We start from the raw sequence: 23338 nt of genomic DNA on the forward strand, positions 1-23338 counted from the left end.
GGCCCCTCACCGGGCCAGCAACTGGTCGAGCGCGTCGTCGATGCCGAGCTGGGCGGCCTCGGCACCCGGCGGCACCGCCCGCAGCGTCCGCTCCAGCCAGGCGGACACCTGCGGGGTGGGCGCCTCCAGCAGGGCGTCGCCGTCCGGGGAGCTGAGCGCCATCAGCACCACGCTGCGGCCGTTCACCTTCGTCGGCCACACCCGCACGTCCCCGTGCCCGCACGGCCGGAACACGCCCTCCACCAGCAGCTCGCGGGCGAACGTCCAGTGCACGGGGGAGGCGGAGTTGACGTGGAAGGTGATGTGGACGGCGCAGGGATCGTCCGACCGGTACGCGAGCCGGGCCGGGACCGGGATGCTCCGCTCCGGCGAGAGGATGAGCCTCAGCTCCAGTTCGCGCTCCACCACCGTGTGCTCCATGACCTGTCTCCTTCACCTGACCGGGGGCCGCTCGGACGGGCCCGTGCCAGGAGAGAGGCGGCAGGGGCGCGGTCATTACGCGGGTTCCCGGAAATTTTTTTCCAACCGGTGGCCAGGAGCTCCACGGCATCGCCCGGAAGGGGTCGGCTGCGGCCGGAGAGGGGTAAGGGGCGCCCCGGGTCTGATAGATGTGGAGGCTCCCTTCCACCCCCGAGCAGATACGGGACGACGGACATGAGCGCCCCTACGCCGGCCCACGGTGACGACAGGCCCCGCGAGGGCTACTACCCGGACCCGTCCATCCCCGGCTACGTCCGCTACTGGAACGGCACCGCCTGGGTGCCCGGCACCAGCCGCCCTGCCCCCGCGGACGGCGAACCGCTCACCGCCCCGTCAACCTCCGGCCCCGACACGCCCCCTGTGGAGGAGACGGGTCCGCATTTCTTCGAGGAGGGCGGCTCCGCCGACGCTCCGGCGGCCAGGGGCGAGGCGGCCCCGGACACCTTCCTGTTCCGCCGCCCGACTCCGGGTCCGGCGGCGGGAGGTCAGCGGGACGACGGGACGATGACGTTCCGGCGGGTACGGCCGGGGGCCGAGGCCCGGGGACCGGTCGGGGGCGCCGGGGACGAGGACCGGTTCGGGCCCGCGTCCTCCGCAGCCGCGGGCGACGGAAGTTCCGGCGCGGGCGGAGGCGTGGACCCCGTCGCAAGGTTCGGGGCCGCCGCGCCCCGGGGGTCCGTCGGCGAAGGTGCCCTCGCGGCCGGCGGCCCCGCCCGGACGGCCTCGGGGCCCGCCCGGGCCGATGTCGCCCCGACGGTCCCGGCGCAGGGCACGCCCGGCGCGGCCGACCCCCGCCGGGCCGGCCTGCCGCCGCAGGCGGGCGCCCCGCAGGGTTCCGCCTCGCCGGCCCCCGGCCCCGTACTCCCGCCCCGCGCCGGCGGCCCCCTCGCCCCCGGTCCCGGCGGCGGACAGGCGTCCTGGGCGCAGCAGGTGCACCAGTTGGCCGGGGCGGGCGAGGAGCAGCCCGTGGCGCCGTGGAAGCCGCCGGTGGAGGACCCGTTCCTCGCGGCGGCCGGGCGCCAGGCGGAGGCCCGACCGGCCGGACTCGGCAGGCGCTTCGCCGCCCGCCTGATCGACAACGTCTTCATCGGCGCCGTCACGGCAGCCGCAGCCGTACCCCTGGGCGTGCGCGCCGTCGACCACACGCAGAGCAAGATCGAGGCGGCCCGGCTGTCCGGCCGTACCGTCACCGTCTGGCTGCTCGACGGCACCACCGGCGTCTCGCTCGCCCTCGTCCTCGCCGTCCTGCTGGTCTTCGGGGTGGTGTACGAGGTGCTGCCGACCGCCCGCTGGGGCCGCACCCTGGGCAAGCGGCTGTGCGGCATCCAGGTGCGGGACATCGAGGGGCATCAGCCCCCGTCCTTCGGGGCCGCGCTGCGCCGCTGGCTGGTCTACAGCCTGCCCGGCGTCCTCGGCATCGGCGTGATCGGTGTGCTGTGGGGGCTGTTCGACCGTCCGTGGCGCCAGTGCTGGCACGACAAGGCGGCGCACACCTTCGTGGCCGAATAGGGTCCCCCGTACGGCCGCCCGCCGGGTGCGGCGGCCCCGCGTTCGCGGTCGACTCGGTGCCATGAGCAGTGAACCGCCCTCCGGCTCCGGACCGCAGCCCCCCGACGACGACCCGCTGAGGAAGCGGCCCCCGTCGGACCCGGGGCAGGGGCCGGGTTCGCCGTACGACCGCCCGTACGGCGCCCAGCAGCCCCCGCCACCCGGCGGCGAGCCGCCGCCCCGGGGCGGCGGCCCCTACGGGTCGGGCGACCCCTACGGGGCGGGTGGCCCTTACGGGGGCGGTCCTCAGGGCCCCGGCGGCCCCTACGGAGACAGCCCGTACGGGGGCGGCCTCGGAGGTCCCGGCCGGCCCGGCGACCCCCTCGCCGGCATGCCCCCGCTCGCGGACAGCGGCAAGCGCACGGTCGCCCGCATCATCGACATGATCATCGTCGGTATCGCCGTCTGGCTGCTGACCTGGGCCTTCGGGGTGCACCAGTACGACGTGAACGGCGACCGGATGGAGGTCGGCAAGTCGCTCGGCCAGTCCATCATCGCCGCCGTGCTGTACGTCGCCTACGACACCATCCTGATCGCCCGCACCGGACAGACGCTCGGCATGCGCTTGCTCAAGATGCGGGTGGCCAACCTGCACGACGGCGCCACTCCGTCCCGGCAGTCCTCGCTGATCCGGGCGCTGGTGCTGTGGCTGCCCTTCGCCTTCTGCTGCGCGTGTATCTGGACCGCGATCTGCGGCGGCTGGAGCTACTTCGACCGCCCGTACAAGCAGGGCCTGCACGACAAGGCGGCGAAGACCGTGGTGGTCGCCACCACCTGAGCGGGCCGGGACGCGGCGCGCCGGAGCGGCGGGCGGGGGAGGAATCCCCGGCCCGCCGCTGACGCGTGTGGTCTCAGCGGGCGGCCGCCGTCAGGACGCCGCGCGGCCGCGTACCGACTCCGCGGAGGCGCCGACGGGGCGGCGGCGCTCGGACAGCCGGGCGGGCTCGGCGGGTGTCGGCCCGGTGGCGGCGGCGGACCGGGTCGGGCGCGGCCGGGGCAGCGGCACCGTCATGGCGACCAGCAGTCCGAGCGCGAGCGCGGCCAGCGCGATGACGGCGACGCCGACGCCCGAACTGGTCTGGGACAGGGCCAGCATGGCGACGGTGGAGAGGATCACGGTGCAGGAACCGTAGACGAGCTGTGCGACGGTCGGACGAGGCATGGCAATCGTGTCCTCGGAAGACGGGGGTAGGGGGTGTGCGGGGCGCCGTTTCGACTCTATTCGCGTGCATGCCCGAGTCCTGTGCCAGGTAAGCCCCGCCTCACCCCGGGGGGCGGTGCACGGGGGGCGCACGGAGTCATGACCCACGCTAACTGGGGCGATGCGCGCGCCCGTTCTGCCGTAGCACGTGTTCGTAAAGCGGACGCCAACTCCGCATAGTGCACTTGTCCTGCTCAAGTCAAGGTCTGTCTTTTCTGGAGAACCTCTAGTCAAATTACGGCACTTGACTACACGCGTTGATCGTGCGCGCACGGAATCTTCCAAGGTCCGGAACCCTCCTGCCGTGCGCGCGGCGCGGGGGAGGATCTCAAGTGACCAGCAGACCCTGGACGTTCAGAGCCGCGGCGATAGGCGTGGCCCTGGCGGCGTCGTCCGCCACCTTCGCCACGTTCGCCGTGGCCGAGGCCGGCACGATGGCCCGCCCGGCGGCCGAGAACCGGCACGACCCGGCCCCGGCCGGACAGCGGGAGCACGACCTCGACGGCCCGCTGAGCAAGACCCAGGAGGCTCAGCGCCAGGAGGCCCTGAACCAGCTCATCGCCGGCAAGGCCACGGCGAAGGAGCGCAACGGCTCCAAGGTCGTCCAGCTCAAGAGCAAGAAGGGCGACAGCAAGTACGTCGAGCTGAGCCGGGAGAAGACCGACAAGATCTTCACCATCCTGGTGGAGTTCGGGGACCAGACGGACCCCAAGTTCGGCGGCACCCCCGGCCCGCTGCACAACAAGATCGCCGCGCCGGACCGCACCAAGGACAACTCCACGGCCTGGCAGGCGGATTACAACCAGCAGCACTACCAGGACCTCTACTTCGGCACCGGTGCCAAGACCGAGTCGCTGAAGAAGTACTACGAGAAGCAGTCCTCGGGCCGCTACTCGGTCGAGGGCGAGGTCTCGGACTGGGTCAAGGTTCCCTACAACGAGGCCCGTTACGGCAACAACGCCTGCGGCCAGACCAACTGCACCAGCGTGTGGAACGTGGTCAGCGACGGTCTGAAGTCCTGGGTCGCCGGGCAGAAGGCGGCCGGCAAGTCGGACGCCGCCATCAAGGCCGACCTGGCCCAGTACGACCAGTGGGACCGCTACGACTACGACGGTGACGGCGACTTCAACGAGCCGGACGGCTACGTCGACCACTTCCAGATCGTGCACGCCGGTGAGGACGAGTCCGCGGGCGGCGGCGCCGAGGGCGAGAACGCCATCTGGGCGCACCGCTGGTACGCGTTCGGCACCGACGCGGGCGCGACCGGCCCGGCCGGCAACAAGCTCGGCGGCGCCCCGGTCGGCGACACCGGTGTCTGGGTCGGCGACTACACCATCCAGCCGGAGAACGGCGGCCTCGGCGTCTTCGCCCACGAGTACGGCCACGACCTCGGTCTGCCGGACGAGTACGACACCGCCGGCGGCGACAACTCCACCGGTTTCTGGACCCTGATGTCCTCCGGTTCCTGGCTCGGCACCGGCAAGGACTCCATCGGTGACCTGCCCGGCGACATGAACGCGTGGGACAAGCTCCAGCTCGGCTGGCTGACCTACGACACCGCCAAGGCGGGCGTCTCCTCCTGGCACAAGCTCGGTCTCGCGGAGTACAACACCAAGTACCGCCAGGCCCTGTTGGTCACGCTGCCGGACAAGGCGGTCAAGACCGAGATCGTCACCCCGGCCCAGGGCGCGACCCAGTGGTGGAGCGGCAGTGGTGACAACCTCAAGAACACCCTGACCCGTTCGGTCGACCTGACCGGCAAGTCCAACGCCACGCTGGGCCTGGACGGCTGGTACGACATCGAGGCCGGCTACGACTACCTCTACGCCGAGGTCTCCACGGACGGCGCCAACTGGACCGCCCTGGACGGCACGGTGGACGGGCAGCCGATCCCGCATGACGGCTCCGACAAGCCCGCGCTGACCGGCACGGTGGACGGCTACAAGAAGCTCTCGTACTCGCTGGACGCGTACGCGGGCCAGAAGATCCAGCTCCGCTTCCGCTACCAGACCGACGGCGGCGTGGCGCTGAAGGGCTTCGCGGCCGACGAGATCACGGTCACCGCGGACGGCGCGCCGCTGTTCTCCGACAACGCCGAGACGGCTGACGCCGCTTGGGCCGCGGCCGGGTTCTCCCGCATCGGCGCGTCCTTCACCAAGGACTACGCGCAGTACTACCTCGCGGAGAACCGCCAGTACGTGTCGTACGACAAGACGCTGAAGGTGGGCCCGTACAACTTCGGCTTCACCGGCACCGACCGGCCCGACTGGGTGGAGCACTACCCGTACCAGGACGGCCTGTTGATCTGGAAGTGGGACACCTCCCAGGCGGACAACAACACCAACGCGGACGCGCACCCCGGTACCGGTCTGATCCTGCCGGTCGACGCCCACCCGAAGGCGCTGAAGTGGTCCGACGGGACGCTGCTGCGCAACCGGATGCAGGCGTACGACTCGCCGTTCTCGCTGGACCCGACGGACGGGATCACGCTGCACAAGGCGGGCAAGGCGACGAGGATCAAGGCGCAGAACGGGGTGTCGGTCTTCAACGACCGCACCCACACGTACTGGGACCCGTCGAACCCCACCGGTGGTGTGAAGGTCACTGACACCAACACCAAGATCAAGATCAAGAAGCAGGCGGAGGACGGCTCCACGATCGAGCTGGAAGTCGGCCCCGCGGCGAAGTAAGCGACATCTTCGCAGGTCAGAGACGTATTGGCGGTGACCCCCTAGCGGGTCGCCGCCGATCGTGTTTAGGTGCGTCCTGTGGATCGCTTATTGACACCTGACTGAACGGGGATGTGACCGCATGGCCGCAGGAGGATTCTGCAAGCTGCCCGGTGGGACGGTCGTGGTGGCGGTGAACCTGCCGCACGGTGCCGCCGGGGTACGGGTTCTCGTCCATGCGGGGAATCGTGCGCGGGCCCTGACCCGGCTGCGGAATCTCGGCCTGTGGTCCGTGTTCCTGCGCGGCAACACCGCCCCGCCCACCCCGGACGAGGTGACCGCCGTCCTCCACCATCCCGACGGCCTCATATGGCGCACGGCCCCGACGGAGGGCACGGGCCTGTGGCGCCCGATCAGGGCCCTGCGCACGTCCGCGGTCCAGCCGTAGACCCCCGGGTGCCGGCACATCGTGGCTGGTCGCGCAGTTCCCCGCGCCCCTGAGGTGGGTGTCGTGGGAGCATCTTCGGATGGATCAGGGGGATGCCGCTCGGCGGGTGGGGCTGGTGCGGGAGGCGCTCGTGCTGGTGGCCGCCTCCGCGGAGGAGCAGCGGGAGTGGGTGCTGCGGGCCGGGGTGGGGACCGATGAGATCGCGCTCATGTTCGACGACGTCTGGCGGCTCGGGGAGGGGCTCGTGCCCGGCCTGCGGGCCATCAACGAGGTCTTCGAGGAGATGACCGACGACCGCACGGTGGACCACTGGAGCGTGGCGGCTCTCGCCGAGGACGAGGGGTGGGAGCGGGCCCGTGTGCTCGCGCGGCAGGTTCTCGGCCGTCAGCGGTCGTCTGCGGGTGCGGCGTGGCTGGTCGCGCAGTTCCCCGCGCCCCTTGGGCGGGTCATCTGAGCCGGAGCCTTCAGGCGGACGCCGGTCCACGCACGCGACCCCGCCCGGGCTCGCCAGCCCAGGGGCGCGGGGAACTGCGCGACCGGCCACAGCGGGCCCGCAGCCGGACTACGCGTTCACCACCGGCTTGCCGGTGAGCTGGACGCCTGCCTCGCGCAGGGCTTCCAGCGCCTTGTCCGTGGTCTGCTGGGCCACCCCCGCCGTCAGGTCCAGCAGGACGTGGGTGCGGAAACCCTCGGCGGCCGCGTCCAGGGCGGTGGCCCGTACGCAGTGGTCCGTGGCGATGCCGACCACGTCGACCTCTTCGACGTCCCGCGCCCGGAGCCAGTCCGCGAGAGACTGCCCGTTCTCGTCCGTGCCCTCGAAGCCGCTGTACGCGGCGGAGTACGCGCCCTTGTCGAAGACCGCGTCGACCGCGCCGGAGGCGACCGCCGGGGCGAAGTTGGGGTGGAAGCCCACGCCCTCCGTGCCCGCGACGCAGTGCGCGGGCCAGGAGTGGACGTAGTCCGGGTTGTCCGCGAAGTGACCGCCCGGCGCGATGTGGTGATCGCGGGTGGCCACCACGTGCCGGTACCCGGACCCGGCCGCCTGGCCGATCAGCTCGGTGATCGCGGCGGCCACATCCGCACCGCCGGCCACCGCGAGACTGCCCCCCTCGCAGAAGTCGTTCTGCACGTCTACGACGATCAAGGCGCGGCGCATGGTGGTGTCCTTCGAGTGGGGTCCAAGGAATCGAGCCTAGAGACTTCCGGCCTCCCGCACTAGCTACCCGAGGGCAGGTGCAGGTACTCCGTCGGAATGACGGGCTCCCCGCGCGAGAGCTGCGTCGCGGACAGCGGAAGGTTGCCCCGCGCCGCGATGTGCCGCTCACGCGCCGCGTCCAGCGGCTCACGGGCGACGACCTCGCCCCCCTTGACCAGCTGCACCAGCAACTGCCGGTCGGCCAGCTCCTCCGGGACCGGCCCGGTGCCCACGACCTCGGCCTCCGCGACCCCGTACTTGTCCAGCCGCCGTGCCGCCCACTTGCGGCCGCCGATGGAGGTCTTCCCGCTGCTGGACTTCTTCGCCACCGGCACCAGCTCGGCGGCGGGATCGGCGGACTCGGCGCGGGCGACCAGCTTGTAGACCATCGAGCAGGTCGGATGCCCGGAGCCGGTGACCAGCTGCGTGCCCACCCCGTACGCGTCCACCGGCGCCGCCGCCAGCGAGGCGATGGCGTACTCGTCCAGGTCGGAGGTGACCACGATCCGGGTCTTTGTCGCGCCGAGCTCGTCGAGCTGCTGCCGCACCCGGTGCGCGACCAGCAGCAGGTCGCCGGAGTCGATGCGTACCGCACCCAGTCCGGGGCCGGCCACCTCCACCGCCGTACGGACGGCCTCCTCGACGTCGTAGGTGTCCACCAGCAGGGTGGTGTCCGGGCCGAGGGCGTCGACCTGGGCGCGGAAGGCGTCCCGCTCCTGGTCGTGCAGCAGGGTGAAGGCGTGCGCGGAGGTGCCCACGGTCGGGATGCCGTACCGGAAGCCCGCCGCGAGGTCGGAGGTGGTGGCGAAACCGCCCACGTAGGCGGCGCGCGCCGCGGCGACGGCGGCCAGCTCGTGGGTGCGGCGGGCGCCCATCTCGATCAGCGGCCGTCCGCCCGCGGCGGAGGACATCCGGGAGGCGGCGGCCGCGATGGCCGAGTCGTGGTTGAGGATGGAGAGGATCACCGTCTCCAGCAGCACGCACTCCGCGAAGCTGCCCTCGACCCGCAGCAGCGGCGAGCCGGGGAAGTACACCTCGCCCTCCGGGTAGCCCCAGATGTCGCCCTGGAAGCGGTAGTCCGCGAGCCACTTCAGGGTCGGCTCGTCGACGATCCCCCGTTCGCCCAGGAAGGCGAGCACCGCTGCGTCGAAGCGGAAGTTCGTCACCGCGTCCAGCACCCGGCCGGTGCCCCCGACCACGCCGTAGCGGCGGCCGTGCGGCAGGCGGCGGGTGAAGACCTCGAACACGCTGCGCCGCTCGGCCGTCCCGGCCTTGAGGGCGGCTTGCAGCATGGTCAGCTCGTACTGGTCCGTGAAGAGCGCCGTCGACGGGACTTCCACCGGCAGCCCAAGGTCCGCTGTGTTCATGACGACGAAGCCTACTCCCATTTCGTCAGTGTGACGATTTCTGGGCTGCGTGGCAGCATGGCTGTTGTGACGTCACCCGCGCCCGTAGAGATCGAACGCACCGAATCGGCGGAGGAAACCTTCGCCGTACCCGAGCTGGACGTCCCCTGGATCACGATCGTCCACAATGATCCGGTCAACCTCATGAGCTACGTGACCTACGTCTTCCAGACGTACTTCGGCTACTCGAAGGACAAGGCCACCGAGCTCATGCTCGACGTCCACCACAAGGGCCGGGCGGTCGTCTCCAGCGGGAGCCGCGAGGAGATGGAGCGCGACGTGCAGGCGATGCACGGTTACGGACTGTGGGCCACCCTCCAGCAGGACCGGAAGTAAACCGACACAGATGCCCGGACACTTCGAACCGCTCCCCGGCGGCGGCGCGACCGTCGCCCTCGACGACGTCGAGATCTCCATCATCCGCTCGCTGGCCGTCCAGCTCCTGGAGCTGATCGGACCCGGCCCCGCCGAGGACGCCGGCGGCGACCCGCTCGCCGAGCTGTTCGCCGAGGGCCCCAGCGAGCCGCCCGCCGACCCGGTGCTGCGCCGGCTGTTCCCGGACGCCTACACCGACCCGGAGCAGGAGCCGGCCGACCCGGCCGAGGCCGAGGAGCGGCGCGCGCACTCCGCCGAGTTCCGCCGCTACACCGAGAACGACCTCCGGGCCGGCAAGCGGGAGAACGCGCTCGCGGTCATCCGCACCCTGGACCAGCTCGCGTCGTCGGCCGAGGGCGGCGAGGCGGTGCTCAAGCTGTCGCCCGAGCGGTCCCGGCAGTGGCTCTCCGCGCTGAACGACCTGCGCCTGGCCATCGGCTCCCGGCTGGAGATCTCCGACGAGGAGGACACGGACCCGCTGTACCGCCTCCCGGACGAGGACCCGCGCAAGCCCATGGTGCTGGCCTACCTCTGGCTCGGCGGCCTCCAGGAGACCCTCGTCTCGACGCTGATGCCGTAAGCGCCGCTTTCGCGTTCGCTCAGAGGACGCTCAACTCCGGATAACGATCGCGTTACCGTTGCGGCCGTTTTTGACGCATTTGAGCGTACTTTGTCCGGTTCTTCCTGTGTGGTGCCTCACAGGGCCCCCCTTTGCTCAATATTGCGGCCGTGATAAATCTTCACGACCGCCCGGCGGACACCACCCATGTCCGGCCGGGTGCGCCACCGAGCCGGCGACCGCCGGCCAGGCACGAGCGGGTCGACGACCTGCTCACTCCATCAGTTCCGGGGGGATCGAGACCCGATCCGAGGCCGAGTGAAGGCCGCGGGTCGGCATGGAGAAAGGCGCACCACCATGGCCTCTGAGAAGGTCACCGAAGCCCCTGAAGAGGGTTACGAGCGAGGGCTCGGCAGCCGGCAGGTCCAGATGATCGCCATTGGTGGCGCCGTCGGAGTCGGTCTGTTCCTGGGAGCCGGGGCGAACATCGCCAAGGCCGGTCCCAGCCTCATCCTCATGTACGCCCTCGCAGGCGTGATCATCTTCTTCATCATGCGAGCCCTGGGCGAGCTGCTGCTCTACCGCCCGGTGTCGGGTTCGTTCGCCGAGTACTCGCGCGAATTCCTCGGCGACTTCTTCGGTTACTTCACCGGCTGGACGTACTGGCTGATGTGGGTCGTGACCGGCATGGCCGAGCTGACGGCCGCCGCCATCTATGTCAACTACTGGTTCCCGGCCGTCCCACGGTGGGTCACGGCGCTGGTCTTCCTGGTGGTCCTGTTCGGCGTCAACCTGATCTCCGTGAAGCTCTTCGGTGAGCTGGAGTTCTGGTTCTCGATGGTCAAGGTCACCGCCCTGATCGGCATGATCGTCATCGGCCTCGGCGTGCTGACCTTCGGCTTCAGCGCCGCCGGTGACACCGCCTCGGTGGCGAACCTGTACCAGTTCGACGGCTTCTTCCCCAAGGGCATCGGCTCCTCGCTGATGACCCTCCAGGGCGTCATGTTCGCCTACCTCGCGGTCGAGCTGGTCGGCGTCACCGCCGGCGAGTCGGAGGACCCGGAGAAGACGCTGCCCAAGGCCATCAACACCCTGCCCTGGCGCATCGCCCTCTTCTACGTGGGTGCCCTCACCGTCATCCTCTGCGTGGTCAAGTGGACCGAGTTCGCACCGGGCGTCAGCCCGTTCGTGAAGGCGTTCGCGGTGATCGGCATCCCGGCCGGCGCGGGCATCGTGAACTTCGTCGTCCTCACCGCCGCCCTGTCCTCCTGCAACTCCGGCATGTACTCCACGGGCCGCATGCTGCGCACCCTGGCGGACAACGGCGAGGCCCCGCGCGTCTTCGCCAAGCTGTCCTCCACCAAGACCCCGGCGCTCGGCATCACCGTCTCGGTGCTGTTCATGGGCATCGGCGTGGTGCTGAACTACGTGGTCCCGGAGAAGGCGTTCGGCTACGTCACCTCGGTCGCCACCGCCGCGGGCATCTGGACCTGGCTGATGATCCTGATCAGCCACGTGCTCTACCGCCGCGCGGTCGTCGCGGGCAAGCTGCCCGCCTCGTCCTTCCCGGCGCCGGGCGGCTCGGTCTGCTCGTACGTCGCCATCGCCTTCCTGCTCTTCGTCACCGGCCTGATCGCGTACGATGCCGACTCCCGCGTCTGCCTGTACGTGATGGCCGTCTGGGCCGTCGCCCTCGGCATCGGCTGGAAGATCATGAAGTCCCGCACGCCGCAGAGCGGCGAGCGTGACGAGCCGGCGCTGGAGAAGGTGGGCTAGACCCCGCCGAGGGACCATCCAGGACGCCTGGCCGTCGGGAGTACTCGTGGCACCCCCGGCGGCCGCCGCTCAAGGCGTCCGCCATGCGGGCCGTCCCGTACCGCACTGCGGTACGGGACGGCCCGTCCCCCTATCCTGGCCCGCATGCTGACCATCACCCAGGACCTGTACGACCGGATCGTCGCCCACGCCCGCGAGGACCACCCCGACGAGGCGTGCGGTGTGGTGGCCGGGCCGGAGGGCACCGGGCGCCCCGAGCGGTTCATCCCGATGCTGAACGCCGCCCGCTCGCCCACGTTCTACGAGTTCGACTCCCAGGACCTGCTGAAGCTCTACCGGGAGATGGACGACCGCGACGAGGAGCCGGTGGTCATCTACCACTCCCACACCGCCACCGAGGCGTACCCCTCCCGCACCGACATCGGCTACGCGAACGAGCCCGGCGCGCACTACGTCCTGGTCTCCACGGCGGACGCCGACGGCCTCGGCGACTTCCAGTTCCGCTCGTTCCGCATCCTGGACGGAGCGGTCACCGAGGAGGAGGTCAAGGTCGTCGAGGCGTACTGATCCCACTCCCCGGTCGCCGACCGTCCGCCATACGGGACAGGATTCCGGTCGGTGGACCGGGAATCGTTACGATGAGCCCATGGTTCTGACTGTGGTGCGCGCCTTCCGCTGACGACGTACCGAGCCGCAGCCCCGACGAACACCTTCGAACAGGAGCCCGCAACCATGGCCATCGAGGTCCGCATCCCGACCATCCTCCGCCAGTACACCGACGGCCAGAAGGCGGTCGAAGGCACCGGGGAGACCCTCGCCGACCTGTTCGCCGACCTCGAGACCCGGCACGCGGGCATCCAGGGCCGTGTGGTGGACGGCGGCCAGCTGCGCCGCTTCGTCAACGTGTACCTGAACGACGAGGACGTCCGCTTCGTCGACGGCATCGAGACCAAGCTGTCCGACGGCGACACCGTGACCATCCTGCCGGCCGTGGCCGGCGGCATGGTCTGATCGGCCGCCGCGCTCCGATGCGTTACGACTCCCCGCTGGCCGCGGTGGGCAACACCCCTCTGGTGCGCCTGCCGCGGCTCTCGCCGTCCCCCGACGTCCGGATCTGGGCCAAGCTGGAGGACCGCAATCCCACCGGCTCGGTCAAGGACCGGCCCGCCCTGCACATGATCGAGCAGGCGGAGAAGGACGGCCGGCTCACCCCCGGCTGCACCATCTTGGAGCCCACCTCGGGCAACACCGGTATCTCGCTCGCCATGGCCGCCAAGCTCAAGGGCTACCGCATGGTGTGCGTGATGCCGGAGAACACCTCCCGCGAGCGCCGTGACCTGCTCGGCATGTGGGGCGCGGAGATCATCCCGTCCCCGGCGGCCGGTGGCTCCAACACCGCCGTCCGGGTCGCCAAGGAACTGGCCGCCGAGCACCCGGACTGGGTGATGCTCTACCAGTACGGGAACCCCGACAACGCGGGCGCCCACTACTCCGGCACCGGCCCCGAGATCCTGGCCGACCTTCCCTCCGTCACCCACTTCGTCGCGGGCCTCGGCACCACCGGCACCCTGATGGGCGTCGGCCGCTACCTGCGCGAGCAGAAGCCGGACGTGAAGATCGTCGCCGCCGAACCGCGCTACGACGACCTGGTGTACGGCCTGCGCAACCTCGACGAGGGCTTCGTGCCCGAGCTGTACGACGCCTCGGTGCTCACCACCCGGTTCTCCGTCGGCTCGGCGGACGCGGTGGCCCGTACCCGTGAGCTCCTCCAGCAGGAGGGCATCTTCGCGGGCGTCTCCACCGGCGCGGTGCTGCACGCGGCGCTCGGGGTGGGCCGCAAGGCGGTCAAGGCGGGGGAGAGCGCCGACATCGTCTTCGTCGTCGCCGACGGCGGCTGGAAGTACCTCTCCACCGGGGTCTACACCGCCGCGACCACCGAAGAGGCGGTCGAGACGCTGCACGGCCAGCTCTGGGCCTGACCCTCCTCCGGCGACTGATTTCCGTGCGGTACTGCCGGGCCTCCGCACGCCGGGACCTAAAGCGGCGAGGCCGCGCACGCCGGTGCGTGGACGACACCGCCCTCCCCACGAGCTGAAGACCGCACCAGCACCCCGTCCCGCGCGCGGAAGCCGTCCGCGCGCGGGACACGCGCGCTTCCCGGGAGCCGATCGCGCCGGTGGTACGTCACATCACCAGCGGTGCCGGACGGTACCGGCCACGACGGAGAGGCGGACCCCATGCGCCGTACGACGTCCCGCGCCCTCGCGGCGACGGCCCTGCTCCTGCTGCTCGCGGGCTGCGGGGGCGAGTCCACGCCCTCGGCGTCGGCCAAGCCGTCCGCCGTTCCCTCGCGCTCCGGCGGCTGCGCGGACCAGGCGCGGCTGACCTCATCCGCCGCCGGGAAGACCGTCTGCCTCAAGCGGGGCGGCGAGCTGCGGCTCACCCTGGACGGCACCAGGTCCCGCCCCTGGCAGCCGGTCAGGGCGAGCGGCCACGCGCTGACCGCGATCAACACCGGGCTCGTCCTCCAGCCGGGTGACGCCACCGCCGCCTACCGCGCCGTCGCCACCGGCACCGTCCAGCTGACCTCCAGCCGCCCGCTGTGCGCCCGGCCCACCACACCGGACGGGGTCTCCTGCAAGGGCATCCAGGAGTTCCGCGTCACCGTGCGGATCGGCTAGCACCGGCAGGGGTGCGGTCGCCGGGCGTTCTCCGGCAGGTGCCGGAAGGGCGGCGGACACGGCCGCGTCCCTCCGCCTAGCGGGTCAGGCGGCGTACCTGGTCCCACAGGGCCGGGTCGACGGTGCCCACCCGGCGCCGGAAGTCCCGCACGCGCACCTCGCGCACCTCGTCGGTGCGCAGGAAACTGGGGCGGCCCCGGGCGTCGCCCACCGAACCGGGCGGCAGCGGGAGGACCCCCGCGCGCCGGTCGTGGTCCTTGCTGGTGATCTTCGCGACCGTGACCCGGTCGCCGCGCACGGCCAGCACCAGACACGGCCGGTCCTTGGACTCCGGCCGGTCCTCGTAGGGCACGTCGGCCCACCAGATGTCGCCCGGTCGCGGACGGTCCGTCAGCTTCCGTGCCCGGTCCCGCGGTCGGGGCCGCGGCGCGGGCCGGCCGGGCGGCCGCAGCCGACGCCCGCGCGGCCGGTGACCCCGTCCCCAGCCGTCCACCAGCGTGGCGACCAGGGCCAGCAGGAGTACCGCCACCAGCGCGAGCCACCAGGTCGTGTCCATGCGGAGGACGTTACCGGCGCGCGCCGCCCGCCGCGCGCCCTCGGCTGATACCCATGCGCCCCCGGTCCAGCCGAACCGGTGACAGCACAGGTGAGTTCGCCCACAACGGCCCCTGGCGAAGGAGCGACCCGCGCTTTCGCGCCTTACGCTCGACGAACCGCACAACCATGCCCTGCTGCTTCCCGACCCGCTTCTGCCCACGGAGGTTTCCGCTCCATGAAGCTCACCGTCGTCGGCTGCTCGGGGTCGTTCCCGTCCGCGGAATCGGCCTGTTCGAGCTACCTCGTCGAGGCCGACGGCTTCCGGCTGCTTCTCGACATGGGCAACGGCGCCCTGGGGGAGTTGCAGCGCCACATCGGTCTGTACGACCTCGACGCGATCTTCCTCAGCCATCTGCACGCCGATCACTGCATCGACATGTGCGCCTACTTCGTCGCGCGCTACTACCGGCACGACGGCGGCCGCTGCGAGCCGATCCCGGTCTACGGTCCCGAGGGCACCGAGCACCGGCTGACCACGGCGTACGCCGACACGCCCTCCGCGTCCTCCATGAGCGAGGTCTTCGACTTCCACACGGTCAAGCCGTCCACCTTCGAGATCGGCCCCTTCACCGTGCACACCGAGCGGGTGCGGCACCCGGTCGAGGCGTACGCGATCCGGATCGAGCACGGGGGCAAGTCCCTGACGTACTCCGGGGACACCGGGGTCAGCGAGGCGCTGGACGAGCTGGCGCGGGACGCCGACCTGTTCCTGTGCGAGGCCGCCTTCACGCACGGCAAGGAGAACATCCCCGACCTGCACCTCAACGGCCGCGAGGCCGGGGAGACGGCCACCCGCGCGGGCGCCCGCATGCTGGTCCTCACCCACATCCCGCCGTGGACCGACCCCGTGGTCAACCTGGTCGACGCCCGCCAGACCTTCGCCGGCCCGGTGGAGCTGGCGGTGCCCCGCATGACGTACGAGCTGTAGGCCCGAGCACGACGAAGGCCCCGGAACCTGGTGAGGTTCCGGGGCCTTGCGCGTACCTGGGCCGGGTTACTTGGCCTCGGCCTTCTGGATCTCGGCCAGCTCCTCGTCGGACTCGCGGCCCGGCGTGGGGAGGTTGAACTTGACGATGGCGAAGCGGAAGACCACGTAGTAGACGACCGCGAAGCACAGGCCGACCAGGATGAGGCCCCACGGGTTCGACGCGATGCCCCAGTTCAGGCCGAAGTCGATCGCGCCGGCCGAGAAGCCGAAGCCGTCCCGCATGCCCAGCGACCAGGTCAGCGCCATGGAGACACCGGTGAGCACCGCGTGGATCCCGTACAGCACCGGGGCGATGAACATGAAGGTGAACTCGATCGGCTCGGTGACACCGGTGAAGAAGGAGGTCAGCGCGAGGGAGAACATCATGCCGCCGACGACCTTGCGGCGCTCGGGGCGGGCGCAGTGCACGATGGCGAGGCAGGCGGCGGGCAGCGCGAACATCATGATCGGGAAGAAACCGGTCATGAACTGGCCCGCGTGCGGGTCACCGGCGAGGAAGCGCGCGATGTCGCCGCTCTTGCCGTGGTAGTCGCCCGCCTGGAACCAGGGGAACGAGTTCAGCAGGTGGTGCATGCCGATCGGGATCAGCGCGCGGTTGGCGACACCGAAGATGCCGGCGCCGACCGCGCCCGAGCCGACCAGCCACTCACCGAAGTTGTGCAGACCCGTGCCGAGCACCGGCCAGATGTAGCCGAAGACGATGCCGATGAGCAGACCGGCGAGCGCGGAGAGGATCGGGACCAGGCGGCGGCCGCCGAAGAAGCCGGCCCAGTCGGGCAGCTTGGTGCGGTAGAAGCGCTGGTAGAGCAGGGCGACGACGATGCCCATCACCACGCCGCCGAGGACCTTGGCGTCCACCGGGGCGTTCACCATGACGACCTTGCCGTCGACGGCGGTGGCCACCTTCGGCAGGTTCTTGTCGGTGAAGGTGGCCAGCACGTTCTTGAAGACCAGGTAGCCGACGACCGCGGCGAGCGCCGTGGAGCCGTCCGACTTCTTGGCGAAGCCGATGGCGATGCCCACCGCGAACAGCAGCGCCATGTTGTCCAGGATCGCGTTGCCGCCCGCCGCCATGAAGGAGGCGATCTTGGTGAGGAACGCCGGGTAGGAGGGGTCGCCCAGCATGTCGCCGTTGCCCAGCCGCACCAGGATGGCGGCGGCGGGCAGCACGGCGACCGGCAGCATCAGGCTGCGGCCGATCCGCTGGAGGACGCCCATCACCTTGGCGCCCCTCTTCTTCTCGGCCGGGGGCGCGGCGCTGGCCGTGGTCACAACTTCCTCCAGATGGGCAGGGCGCCGCCCTGGGACCATGGAGGGGGACGGCAGCGTCTGTGGTCTACACCACTTGTGGTGTAGACCTGTTGTAGCACGATGGCACGGATATAAGGAACCCGTGAAATAGCGATCGTGGGGCTACACGGAGTGCCCGGCCCGTGGGGGCCGGGGGGCGGTTTGGTGGGGTTCCCCATGGTGGTGTAGACCAGTCTTCGGACGGTTCTCGTTCGGACCAGTTCGGACCAGGGAGAAGGAACATGGCCACCAAGGCTGAGAAGATCGTCGCCGGGCTCGGCGGCATCGACAACATCGACGAGGTCGAGGGCTGCATCACCCGCCTGCGTACCGAGGTCCACGACGCGTCGCTCGTCGACGAGGCCGCCCTGAAGGCCGCCGGCGCGCACGGTGTCGTGAAGATGGGCACCGCCGTCCAGGTCGTCATCGGCACCGACGCCGACCCGATCGCCGCGGAGATCGAAGACATGATGTGAGCCGCCCGCCCAGCGGCAGCTGACCGGCACGAGGGGCTTCTTCCCATGGGGGAGGAGCCCCTCGCGTCACTCCCGATAGGCTCAGCCGCATGTCTCGCATCGACGGCCGCACCCCCGAACAGCTCCGCCCCGTCACCATCGAACGCGGCTGGAGCAAGCACGCCGAGGGCTCCGTCCTCGTCTCCTTCGGCGACACCAAGGTGTTCTGCACCGCCAGCGTCACCGAAGGCGTCCCCCGCTGGCGCAAGGGCAGCGGCGAGGGCTGGGTCACCGCCGAGTACTCCATGCTGCCCCGCTCCACAAACACCCGCGGCGACCGTGAGTCGGTCCGGGGCCGGATCGGCGGGCGCACGCACGAGATCTCCCGCCTCATCGGCCGCTCGCTGCGCGCCGTCATCGACTACAAGGCGCTCGGCGAGAACACCATCGTCCTGGACTGCGACGTCCTCCAGGCCGATGGCGGCACCCGCACCGCCGCCATCACCGGCGCCTACGTCGCCCTCGCCGACGCCGTCGCCTGGGCGCAGCGCAAGAAGCTGATCAAGGCGGGCCGCCAGCCGCTCACCGGCACCGTCGGCGCCGTCTCGGTCGGCATCGTCGACGGCGTCCCGCTGCTCGACCTCTGCTACGAGGAAGACGTGCGCGCCGAGACCGACATGAACGTGGTCTGCACCGGCGACGGCCGCTTCGTCGAGATCCAGGGCACCGCCGAGGCCGAGCCCTTCGCCCGCGAGGAACTGAACGCCCTGCTCGACCTGGGTGTGGCCGGCTGCGCCGAACTCACCGAGTTCCAGCGGGCCGCCCTCGCACTGACCCTGCCCGAGTAGCACCGGCCGGGTAAAGGGCACCCCAAAACAGCTGAGCTTCCCAGGCAACCCCGCCCCGGCGAACGGCGTCTTGGACGGTACGGGCGCGCGGCTCGATCCCGCGCGCCCGGCCAGCCGTACCTGGGGAGGGACACCGCATGGCCGCCGGCCGCCGACGCCGTACCACCGCCATCGCCGCACTCGCGGCCGCCGCGCTCACCATGGGCCTCACCACCGGCTGCGACGCCGTGAACAAGGCCCTGGACTGTGTGCAGACCGCCGACTCCATCGCGGACAGCGTCACCGACCTCCAGCAGGCCGTGGAGAACGCCGCGAACGATCCCACGCAGGCCGACGCCTCGCTGGACTCCATAGAGCAGAACCTCGACCGGATCGGCGACCGCACGGACGACGCCGACGTCAACAAGGCCGTGGACGACCTGAATTCGGCGGTCTCCAACGTCCGGACCGCCATCAGGAACGGCGACAACACCCCGGACGTGCGCCCGGTCACCGACGCGGCCGGTGAACTCACCAAGGTCTGCACGCCCTAGGGGCCCCAGGGGTCAGCGCCCCCGGTCCTCCCGGCGGCCCCGGCGGAGTTCCTGCCGGGCGTCGCGGCGGTCCAGGCGTTCCTGGCGGCGCAGCTCCTTCAGCCGTTGCCGCTCGGCCCGCGTGAGCTTGCGCTCCACGCCGACCCCGCCCCAGAACGCGAACCCGCTGATGATCACGCGCGGCGCCCCCGGATCGCCGGGCTCGTCCCGGTCCGGGTGCTCGAAGCCGCCCATGATGCCGATGCCGCGCACCACGACCTCGACCCCCGGCGGCACGATCACCTCCAGACCGCCCATCACGGCGACGCAGCTGATCTCGACCTCACGGTCCGCGAAGAACGCCTCGCGCAGGTCGATCTCGCCGCCGCCCATGAAGGCGAAGCAGGTGAACTTCTTCGGCATCGTCCAGCGCCCCTTGCGCTGGAATCCGGACAGCACCGCCACCGCCCCGGTCGAGGTGCCCTCGCCGCCGACGATCCGGGACGCCCAACTCCCGTCGTCCACCGGCCGCTTGGTGAGGAACACCGGGGGAGCGGCGGCCGGGGTCGCCGGGAGGTCGCTGGTCAGCGGGGCCAGCTCGCCGTAGGTGCGGGCCTGGTACGCCGACTCCAGCCGCTCCTCGAACTCCGCCATGTCCAGGCGGCCTTCGGCCAGGCCGTCGCGGAGGATCTCGGCGACCCGCTCCCGGTCGGCGTCCGAGGCGCGCAGGTCCGGGACGGGACCGGGGGAACGGCGGTCCGGGGCAGCGTCGTCGGTCATGACAGCAGACTACGAGACGGCCTTCTCCGCGTACATCTTGGCGATGACGGCCTCGATGTCGGGTTCGCGGACCGAGAGGTCCACCAGGGGGTAGGCGGCCGCCAGATGGGCCACCAGGGGCGCCGCGGACTGCCCGGCCGGGAAAGCCAGCCACTGGCGTGGCCCCTCCACCCGTACCACCCGCGCCGAGGGCACCTCGATGGGCGGCAGCTCCCGCTCCAGGTCCACCACCAGCGTCCGCTCGCCCTCCCCGGCCGCGTGCAGCCCGGTCAGCGAACCGTCGTACACCAGGCGGCCGTGGTCGATCACCATCACCCGCGAGCACAACTGCTCGATGTCCGTCAGGTCGTGGGTGGTGAGCATGACCGTGGTGCCGCGCTCCGCGTTCAGCTCCTTCAGGAAGCCGCGCACCTTGGCCTTGGAGACGACGTCCAGGCCGATCGTCGGCTCGTCCAGGTACAGCACCTCCGGGTCGTGCAGCAGGGCCGCCGCGATGTCGCCGCGCATCCGCTGGCCGAGCGAGAGCTGGCGTACCGGAACGTCCAACAGGTCGCCCAGTTCCAGCAGTTCCACACAGCGGGCCAGGTTCTCCCGGTACCGGGCGTCCGGAATCCGGTACATGCGGTGCGCCAGGCGGTAGGAGTCGGTCAGCGGCAGGTCCCACCACAGGGTCGTCCGCTGTCCGAACACCACGCCGATCCGGGACGCCAGCCGGGTCCGCTCCCGTGAGGGGTCGATCCCGGCGACCCGCAGCCGGCCCGAGGTCGGGGTGAGGATGCCGGTCAGCATCTTGATGGTGGTCGACTTGCCCGCGCCGTTCGGCCCGATGTAGCCGACCATCTCACCGCGCGCCACGGTGAACGAGATCGAGTCCACCGCCCGCACCTCGCGCCGTTCCCGCTTGAGGAACCCCGTCTTCTTGCGCACCTCGAATACCTTGCCGACCTTCTCCAGCGCGATGAACCCCTCGCCGTCCGCCATCAGTTCAGCTCCCCGTGCTCCGGTACGAACGCAGTCCCGCCCGCCAGGCCAGCCCGGCGAGCGCACAGCAGGCCAGCGCCACCAGCGGGGAGACGAACGCCGTCCACCCCGGCAGCCCCAGCGGATACGGGCGCCCCAGCACATAGGCGGCGGGCACCCAGTTGACGAAGGCCAGCGGGAGCACGAAGGTCACCCCGCGCACCAGCTCCTCGGTGAAGACCGCGGGCGGGTACTGGAGGAGCGTCGTACCGCCGTAGGTGAAGGCGTTCTGCACCTCCGAGGCGTCCTGCGCGAGGAACTGGAAGGCGGCGCCCGCCACGAACACCGCGCAGAAGATCCCGCAACCGCCCGCCACCATCACCGGCATCAGCAGCAGCTTCAGCGGCGTCCAGGCCACCTCCAGCCGGCTCAGCGACCAGCCCAGCACCAGCGCCCCCTGCGTCACCCGGCCCAGCCGCCGGAGCGCGAACCGGTCCGCCGCGACCTGCGCCAGCACCGGCGCCGGACGCACCAGCAGGGTGTCCAGCGTGCCGTCCCGCACGCGGCGCCCCAGCCGGTCCATCGACCCGATCAGCAGGTCCGCCATGCCGAACGCCACCGCCGACAGCCCGTACAGGAACGCCACCTCCGGCAGCGACCAGCCCGCCAGGGAGTCCACGCGGGAGAACATGAGCATGATCGCGACGAAGTCGAAGAAGGTCGCCGCGAAGTTGCCGAACGTGGTCATCACGAACGACGCCCGGTACACCATCGTGGAGCGCACCCACATCCCGGCGATCAGCCCGTACGCCCGCACACCCTCGCGGACCCGGCCGTACTCAGCCACCCTGGACCACCACTCGCCGGGTCGCCGCCGACTGGAGGAGGCGCCCCGCCCCCAGCAGCGCCACCGCCCACCCGGCCTGGAACAGCCAGACACCCAGCGGGTCCGCCCGGCCCAGCAGCACGTCCGCCGGGGCCTGGAGCAGCGCGGACCAGGGCAGCGCCCGGACGACCTCGCCGAGCGTGCCCGGGAAGACGTTCAGCGGGAGCAGCATCCCCGAGCAGAAGTACCCCGCCAGCCAGGCGATCCGGGTGACGCCCGCGCCGTCCAGCAGCCAGAACGCGCTCAGCGCCAGCAGGTACCGGATGCCGAAGCCGACCAGCATCGCCAGGGCCAGCGTCACCAGCAGCGCCAGCCAGGTGCCGGCGTCCGAGGGCAGGTAGGCGGGGAAGCAGAGCATCCCGAAGAGGAAGGGCAGCACCCCCCGCCCGAGCAGCTGGAAACAGGACCGGCCCAGGTCGGCCGCGAGCCACCACAGTTGCAGGTCGGCCGGCCGGTACAGGTCCACCGCCACGTCACCCGTACGGATGCGCTCCATCAACTCTTCCTCGGCGCCCCCGCCGCCGATCGCCAGCGTGGAGAGCAGGGCCTGCCCGAGCCATACGTAGGTCACGGCCTGCGCCTGGTCATATCCGCCCAAGTGCGGGCGGGCGTCCCACAGGGCACGGTAGGTGCAGACGATGATCAGACCGAAGACGGTATTGGTGAACACCCCTGCCGCCGTGGCCGCGCGGTAGGTCGCGTACCGTCTGAATCCCCCTGCCGCGACGGCCACGTACAACCGTCCAGCGCCCACGCCGGTCCACCTCCTCGGACTGCTCGACACCGAAGCGCAGGAGCCTAGTCCCGGCCCCCGCGAACGGCCACGCGTTTTCCGTGACCGAAGCGTGCCGGAATCCGGGAACGGTTCGCCAGGTGCGAGAGTCTTCAACCAGGGGGCGCAGAAGGCGTACGAGGCGTACGGGAACGTACGACGAAACAGGAGTCCGTGCACGACATGAGCGACGAGCCGCAGCCGCAGCAGCCGAACAAGGGCGGGGGGCCGGAAGAACCTCAGCCGGCTGAGGGGCCCGCAGCAGCGGAACCGCAGGCGGAACCGGCGAAGAGGCCGGCCGACCGCGCGCCGGCGGAGACCGCGCCGAAACCGGAGAGCGCCCCCGTGCGCGACTCCGCGACCCCGAACGCCCCCCGGCCGACGGGATCTTCGGCGACGGGATCTCCGGCCACGGGATCTTCGGCCACGGGATCTCCGGCCAGGGGCGGGAAGGCCGGGGCGGAGAAGCCGGACGAGGGTGCCAAGGGTGCTCCGAGCGCTTCGGCTGCGAAGGAGGCCGGCGGTGCCCCCAAGGGCGCGCCTGCCGTGCCCGCGCAGTCCGGCGCCAAGGAGGCCCCGGCGGAGAAGACCCCGGCCGGCAAGACCCCGGCTGCCAAGAGCCCGGCCGGCAAGAGCCCGGCCGGCAAGAGCCCGGCTGCCGAGCCGCCCGCCGCCGAGAGCACCCAGGTGCTGCGCCGGGTCAGCGCCCCCGCCGGGTCCGCAAAGCCCCGTACCGGTGGTGCCGAGCCGCAGCAGGCGCCCGAGAGCACCCAGGTGCTCCGGCGCGTCAAGGCCGACCAGCCGCCGCCCGCCGAGAGCACCCAGGTGCTCCGCCGGGTCAACGCGCCCCGGTCCGGCGACACCCCCAAGCCCGGCGCCGGCGGGCCCACGGCCCCCGTCGCCCCGGCCGCC

General features: G+C 71.3%; 27 protein-coding genes. 16 read left to right on the plus strand and 11 right to left on the minus strand.

Features of this window, described 5'->3' with window-relative positions:
- Positions 1 to 6 precede the first annotated feature (6 nt).
- Positions 7 to 420, minus strand: a complete 414-nt coding sequence (locus tag E5082_RS25705) for an SsgA family sporulation/cell division regulator (RefSeq protein ID WP_135793634.1) — start codon at positions 418 to 420, stop codon at positions 7 to 9.
- Positions 421 to 654: 234 nt separating this feature from the next.
- Here E5082_RS25705 and E5082_RS25710 point away from each other — a divergent pair, with 234 nt between their 5' ends.
- The gene (locus E5082_RS25710) at positions 655 to 1989 is read left to right on the plus strand and encodes an RDD family protein (RefSeq protein WP_135793635.1); all 1335 of its coding nucleotides are present in this window, start codon (positions 655 to 657) and stop codon (positions 1987 to 1989) included.
- Positions 1990 to 2050: 61 nt separating this feature from the next.
- Positions 2051 to 2806, plus strand: a complete 756-nt coding sequence (locus E5082_RS25715; RefSeq protein WP_135793636.1) for an RDD family protein — start codon at positions 2051 to 2053, stop codon at positions 2804 to 2806.
- Positions 2807 to 2896: 90 nt separating this feature from the next.
- Here E5082_RS25715 and E5082_RS25720 read toward each other — a convergent pair whose 3' ends face one another.
- Positions 2897 to 3190 carry a hypothetical protein gene (locus tag E5082_RS25720; protein WP_167514140.1) on the minus strand — a complete coding sequence of 98 codons (294 nt, stop codon included), beginning with the start codon at positions 3188 to 3190 and terminating at the stop codon, positions 2897 to 2899.
- A 371-nt stretch (positions 3191 to 3561) separates the two neighbouring features.
- On the opposite strand from E5082_RS25720, the gene E5082_RS25725 reads away from it, so the two are divergent.
- The 3 genes from E5082_RS25725 (at position 3562) to E5082_RS32700 (ending at position 6800) form a co-directional block, all read left to right on the plus strand.
- Complete coding sequence (locus tag E5082_RS25725) at positions 3562 to 5919, plus strand: immune inhibitor A domain-containing protein (RefSeq protein ID WP_135793637.1); 2358 nt, start codon at positions 3562 to 3564, stop codon at positions 5917 to 5919.
- Between the two features lie 121 nt (positions 5920 to 6040).
- On the plus strand, positions 6041 to 6346 hold the full coding sequence (locus tag E5082_RS25730; RefSeq protein WP_135793638.1) for a hypothetical protein: 306 nt from the start codon (positions 6041 to 6043) through the stop codon (positions 6344 to 6346).
- A gap of 79 nt (positions 6347 to 6425) precedes the next feature.
- Complete coding sequence (locus E5082_RS32700) at positions 6426 to 6800, plus strand: hypothetical protein (protein WP_190045384.1); 375 nt, start codon at positions 6426 to 6428, stop codon at positions 6798 to 6800.
- Positions 6801 to 6908: 108 nt separating this feature from the next.
- Here E5082_RS32700 and E5082_RS25745 read toward each other — a convergent pair whose 3' ends face one another.
- Positions 6909 to 7502 carry an isochorismatase family protein gene (locus E5082_RS25745; RefSeq protein WP_135793639.1) on the minus strand — a complete coding sequence of 198 codons (594 nt, stop codon included), beginning with the start codon at positions 7500 to 7502 and terminating at the stop codon, positions 6909 to 6911.
- A 59-nt stretch (positions 7503 to 7561) separates the two neighbouring features.
- Positions 7562 to 8908 carry a nicotinate phosphoribosyltransferase gene (locus E5082_RS25750; RefSeq protein WP_135793640.1) on the minus strand — a complete coding sequence of 449 codons (1347 nt, stop codon included), beginning with the start codon at positions 8906 to 8908 and terminating at the stop codon, positions 7562 to 7564.
- Between the two features lie 57 nt (positions 8909 to 8965).
- Here E5082_RS25750 and clpS point away from each other — a divergent pair, with 57 nt between their 5' ends.
- The 7 genes from clpS (at position 8966) to E5082_RS25785 (ending at position 14338) form a co-directional block, all read left to right on the plus strand.
- Positions 8966 to 9283, plus strand: coding sequence for an ATP-dependent Clp protease adapter ClpS (gene clpS / locus E5082_RS25755; protein ID WP_135793641.1), 318 nt, complete (start codon positions 8966 to 8968; stop codon positions 9281 to 9283).
- A gap of 10 nt (positions 9284 to 9293) precedes the next feature.
- Positions 9294 to 9902 (plus strand): DUF2017 domain-containing protein, encoded by a 609-nt coding sequence (locus tag E5082_RS25760; RefSeq protein ID WP_135793642.1) that lies wholly within the window; start codon positions 9294 to 9296, stop codon positions 9900 to 9902.
- Positions 9903 to 10238: 336 nt separating this feature from the next.
- The gene (locus tag E5082_RS25765) at positions 10239 to 11657 is read left to right on the plus strand and encodes an amino acid permease (RefSeq protein WP_135793643.1); all 1419 of its coding nucleotides are present in this window, start codon (positions 10239 to 10241) and stop codon (positions 11655 to 11657) included.
- A 144-nt stretch (positions 11658 to 11801) separates the two neighbouring features.
- The gene (locus tag E5082_RS25770) at positions 11802 to 12224 is read left to right on the plus strand and encodes a M67 family metallopeptidase (RefSeq protein WP_086694341.1); all 423 of its coding nucleotides are present in this window, start codon (positions 11802 to 11804) and stop codon (positions 12222 to 12224) included.
- A gap of 165 nt (positions 12225 to 12389) precedes the next feature.
- Positions 12390 to 12668, plus strand: a complete 279-nt coding sequence (locus E5082_RS25775; protein WP_086694342.1) for a MoaD/ThiS family protein — start codon at positions 12390 to 12392, stop codon at positions 12666 to 12668.
- Positions 12669 to 12685: 17 nt separating this feature from the next.
- Entirely contained in the window at positions 12686 to 13636 is a 951-nt protein-coding gene (locus E5082_RS25780; RefSeq protein WP_135793644.1) for a PLP-dependent cysteine synthase family protein, read from the plus strand.
- 258 nt (positions 13637 to 13894) lie between these two features.
- Positions 13895 to 14338 (plus strand): hypothetical protein, encoded by a 444-nt coding sequence (locus E5082_RS25785; RefSeq protein ID WP_135793645.1) that lies wholly within the window; start codon positions 13895 to 13897, stop codon positions 14336 to 14338.
- 76 nt (positions 14339 to 14414) lie between these two features.
- Here the strand turns inward: E5082_RS25785 and E5082_RS25790 are convergent, their stop codons facing one another.
- Positions 14415 to 14894, minus strand: a complete 480-nt coding sequence (locus E5082_RS25790) for a type II toxin-antitoxin system PemK/MazF family toxin (protein ID WP_135793646.1) — start codon at positions 14892 to 14894, stop codon at positions 14415 to 14417.
- A gap of 216 nt (positions 14895 to 15110) precedes the next feature.
- Between E5082_RS25790 and E5082_RS25795 the strand changes: the two genes are divergently transcribed.
- On the plus strand, positions 15111 to 15863 hold the full coding sequence (locus tag E5082_RS25795) for an MBL fold metallo-hydrolase (protein WP_135793647.1): 753 nt from the start codon (positions 15111 to 15113) through the stop codon (positions 15861 to 15863).
- A gap of 66 nt (positions 15864 to 15929) precedes the next feature.
- Here E5082_RS25795 and E5082_RS25800 read toward each other — a convergent pair whose 3' ends face one another.
- A complete protein-coding gene (locus E5082_RS25800) occupies positions 15930 to 17195 on the minus strand; it encodes a PTS transporter subunit EIIC (protein WP_135793648.1) in 1266 nt (421 codons plus the stop codon).
- Positions 17196 to 17455: 260 nt separating this feature from the next.
- Between E5082_RS25800 and E5082_RS25805 the strand changes: the two genes are divergently transcribed.
- The 3 genes from E5082_RS25805 to E5082_RS25815 all read left to right on the plus strand — a co-directional run bounded on the left by E5082_RS25805 (position 17456) and on the right by E5082_RS25815 (position 19049).
- Positions 17456 to 17689 carry a PTS sugar transporter subunit IIB gene (locus tag E5082_RS25805; protein WP_135793649.1) on the plus strand — a complete coding sequence of 78 codons (234 nt, stop codon included), beginning with the start codon at positions 17456 to 17458 and terminating at the stop codon, positions 17687 to 17689.
- A gap of 89 nt (positions 17690 to 17778) precedes the next feature.
- Positions 17779 to 18516, plus strand: a complete 738-nt coding sequence (gene rph, locus E5082_RS25810; RefSeq protein ID WP_086690994.1) for a ribonuclease PH — start codon at positions 17779 to 17781, stop codon at positions 18514 to 18516.
- A 137-nt stretch (positions 18517 to 18653) separates the two neighbouring features.
- Positions 18654 to 19049: a prefoldin domain-containing protein gene (locus E5082_RS25815; protein ID WP_135793650.1), complete on the plus strand. Its 396-nt coding sequence runs from the start codon at positions 18654 to 18656 to the stop codon at positions 19047 to 19049.
- Between the two features lie 12 nt (positions 19050 to 19061).
- Here the strand turns inward: E5082_RS25815 and E5082_RS25820 are convergent, their stop codons facing one another.
- The 5 genes from E5082_RS25820 to E5082_RS33075 all read right to left on the minus strand — a co-directional run bounded on the left by E5082_RS25820 (position 19062) and on the right by E5082_RS33075 (position 22854).
- Entirely contained in the window at positions 19062 to 19808 is a 747-nt protein-coding gene (locus E5082_RS25820) for a DUF1707 SHOCT-like domain-containing protein (protein ID WP_135793651.1), read from the minus strand.
- A gap of 9 nt (positions 19809 to 19817) precedes the next feature.
- Entirely contained in the window at positions 19818 to 20789 is a 972-nt protein-coding gene (locus E5082_RS25825; RefSeq protein ID WP_135793652.1) for an ABC transporter ATP-binding protein, read from the minus strand.
- Between the two features lie 4 nt (positions 20790 to 20793).
- A complete protein-coding gene (locus tag E5082_RS25830; protein ID WP_135793781.1) occupies positions 20794 to 21558 on the minus strand; it encodes an ABC transporter permease in 765 nt (254 codons plus the stop codon).
- 49 nt (positions 21559 to 21607) lie between these two features.
- Complete coding sequence (locus E5082_RS25835) at positions 21608 to 22408, minus strand: ABC transporter permease (protein ID WP_135793653.1); 801 nt, start codon at positions 22406 to 22408, stop codon at positions 21608 to 21610.
- 257 nt (positions 22409 to 22665) lie between these two features.
- Positions 22666 to 22854, minus strand: coding sequence for a hypothetical protein (locus E5082_RS33075; RefSeq protein WP_135793654.1), 189 nt, complete (start codon positions 22852 to 22854; stop codon positions 22666 to 22668).
- Positions 22855 to 23338 lie beyond the last annotated feature (484 nt).

It is taken from the genome of Streptomyces griseoluteus (genome assembly GCF_004784465.1).
GTDB classification, from domain to species: domain Bacteria; phylum Actinomycetota; class Actinomycetes; order Streptomycetales; family Streptomycetaceae; genus Streptomyces; species Streptomyces griseoluteus.

Bases quoted from the DNA above. Each gene is read 5' to 3' on its own strand.
- E5082_RS25705 (WP_135793634.1), bottom strand. From the start codon at position 420: ATGGAGCACACGGTGGTGGAGCGCGAACTGGAGCTGAGGCTCATCCTC.
- E5082_RS25710 (WP_135793635.1), top strand. From the start codon at position 655: ATGAGCGCCCCTACGCCGGCCCACGGTGACGACAGGCCCCGCGAGGGC.
- E5082_RS25715 (WP_135793636.1), top strand. From the start codon at position 2,051: ATGAGCAGTGAACCGCCCTCCGGCTCCGGACCGCAGCCCCCCGACGAC.
- E5082_RS25720 (WP_167514140.1), bottom strand. From the start codon at position 3,190: ATGCCTCGTCCGACCGTCGCACAGCTCGTCTACGGTTCCTGCACCGTG.
- E5082_RS25730 (WP_135793638.1), top strand. From the start codon at position 6,041: ATGGCCGCAGGAGGATTCTGCAAGCTGCCCGGTGGGACGGTCGTGGTG.
- E5082_RS32700 (WP_190045384.1), top strand. From the start codon at position 6,426: ATGGATCAGGGGGATGCCGCTCGGCGGGTGGGGCTGGTGCGGGAGGCG.
- E5082_RS25745 (WP_135793639.1), bottom strand. From the start codon at position 7,502: ATGCGCCGCGCCTTGATCGTCGTAGACGTGCAGAACGACTTCTGCGAG.
- E5082_RS25750 (WP_135793640.1), bottom strand. From the start codon at position 8,908: ATGAACACAGCGGACCTTGGGCTGCCGGTGGAAGTCCCGTCGACGGCG.
- clpS (WP_135793641.1), top strand. From the start codon at position 8,966: ATGGCTGTTGTGACGTCACCCGCGCCCGTAGAGATCGAACGCACCGAA.
- E5082_RS25760 (WP_135793642.1), top strand. From the start codon at position 9,294: ATGCCCGGACACTTCGAACCGCTCCCCGGCGGCGGCGCGACCGTCGCC.
- E5082_RS25765 (WP_135793643.1), top strand. From the start codon at position 10,239: ATGGCCTCTGAGAAGGTCACCGAAGCCCCTGAAGAGGGTTACGAGCGA.
- E5082_RS25770 (WP_086694341.1), top strand. From the start codon at position 11,802: ATGCTGACCATCACCCAGGACCTGTACGACCGGATCGTCGCCCACGCC.
- E5082_RS25775 (WP_086694342.1), top strand. From the start codon at position 12,390: ATGGCCATCGAGGTCCGCATCCCGACCATCCTCCGCCAGTACACCGAC.
- E5082_RS25780 (WP_135793644.1), top strand. From the start codon at position 12,686: ATGCGTTACGACTCCCCGCTGGCCGCGGTGGGCAACACCCCTCTGGTG.
- E5082_RS25785 (WP_135793645.1), top strand. From the start codon at position 13,895: ATGCGCCGTACGACGTCCCGCGCCCTCGCGGCGACGGCCCTGCTCCTG.
- E5082_RS25790 (WP_135793646.1), bottom strand. From the start codon at position 14,894: ATGGACACGACCTGGTGGCTCGCGCTGGTGGCGGTACTCCTGCTGGCC.
- E5082_RS25795 (WP_135793647.1), top strand. From the start codon at position 15,111: ATGAAGCTCACCGTCGTCGGCTGCTCGGGGTCGTTCCCGTCCGCGGAA.
- E5082_RS25805 (WP_135793649.1), top strand. From the start codon at position 17,456: ATGGCCACCAAGGCTGAGAAGATCGTCGCCGGGCTCGGCGGCATCGAC.
- rph (WP_086690994.1), top strand. From the start codon at position 17,779: ATGTCTCGCATCGACGGCCGCACCCCCGAACAGCTCCGCCCCGTCACC.
- E5082_RS25815 (WP_135793650.1), top strand. From the start codon at position 18,654: ATGGCCGCCGGCCGCCGACGCCGTACCACCGCCATCGCCGCACTCGCG.
- E5082_RS25820 (WP_135793651.1), bottom strand. From the start codon at position 19,808: ATGACCGACGACGCTGCCCCGGACCGCCGTTCCCCCGGTCCCGTCCCG.
- E5082_RS25825 (WP_135793652.1), bottom strand. From the start codon at position 20,789: ATGGCGGACGGCGAGGGGTTCATCGCGCTGGAGAAGGTCGGCAAGGTA.
- E5082_RS25830 (WP_135793781.1), bottom strand. From the start codon at position 21,558: ATGTGGGTGCGCTCCACGATGGTGTACCGGGCGTCGTTCGTGATGACC.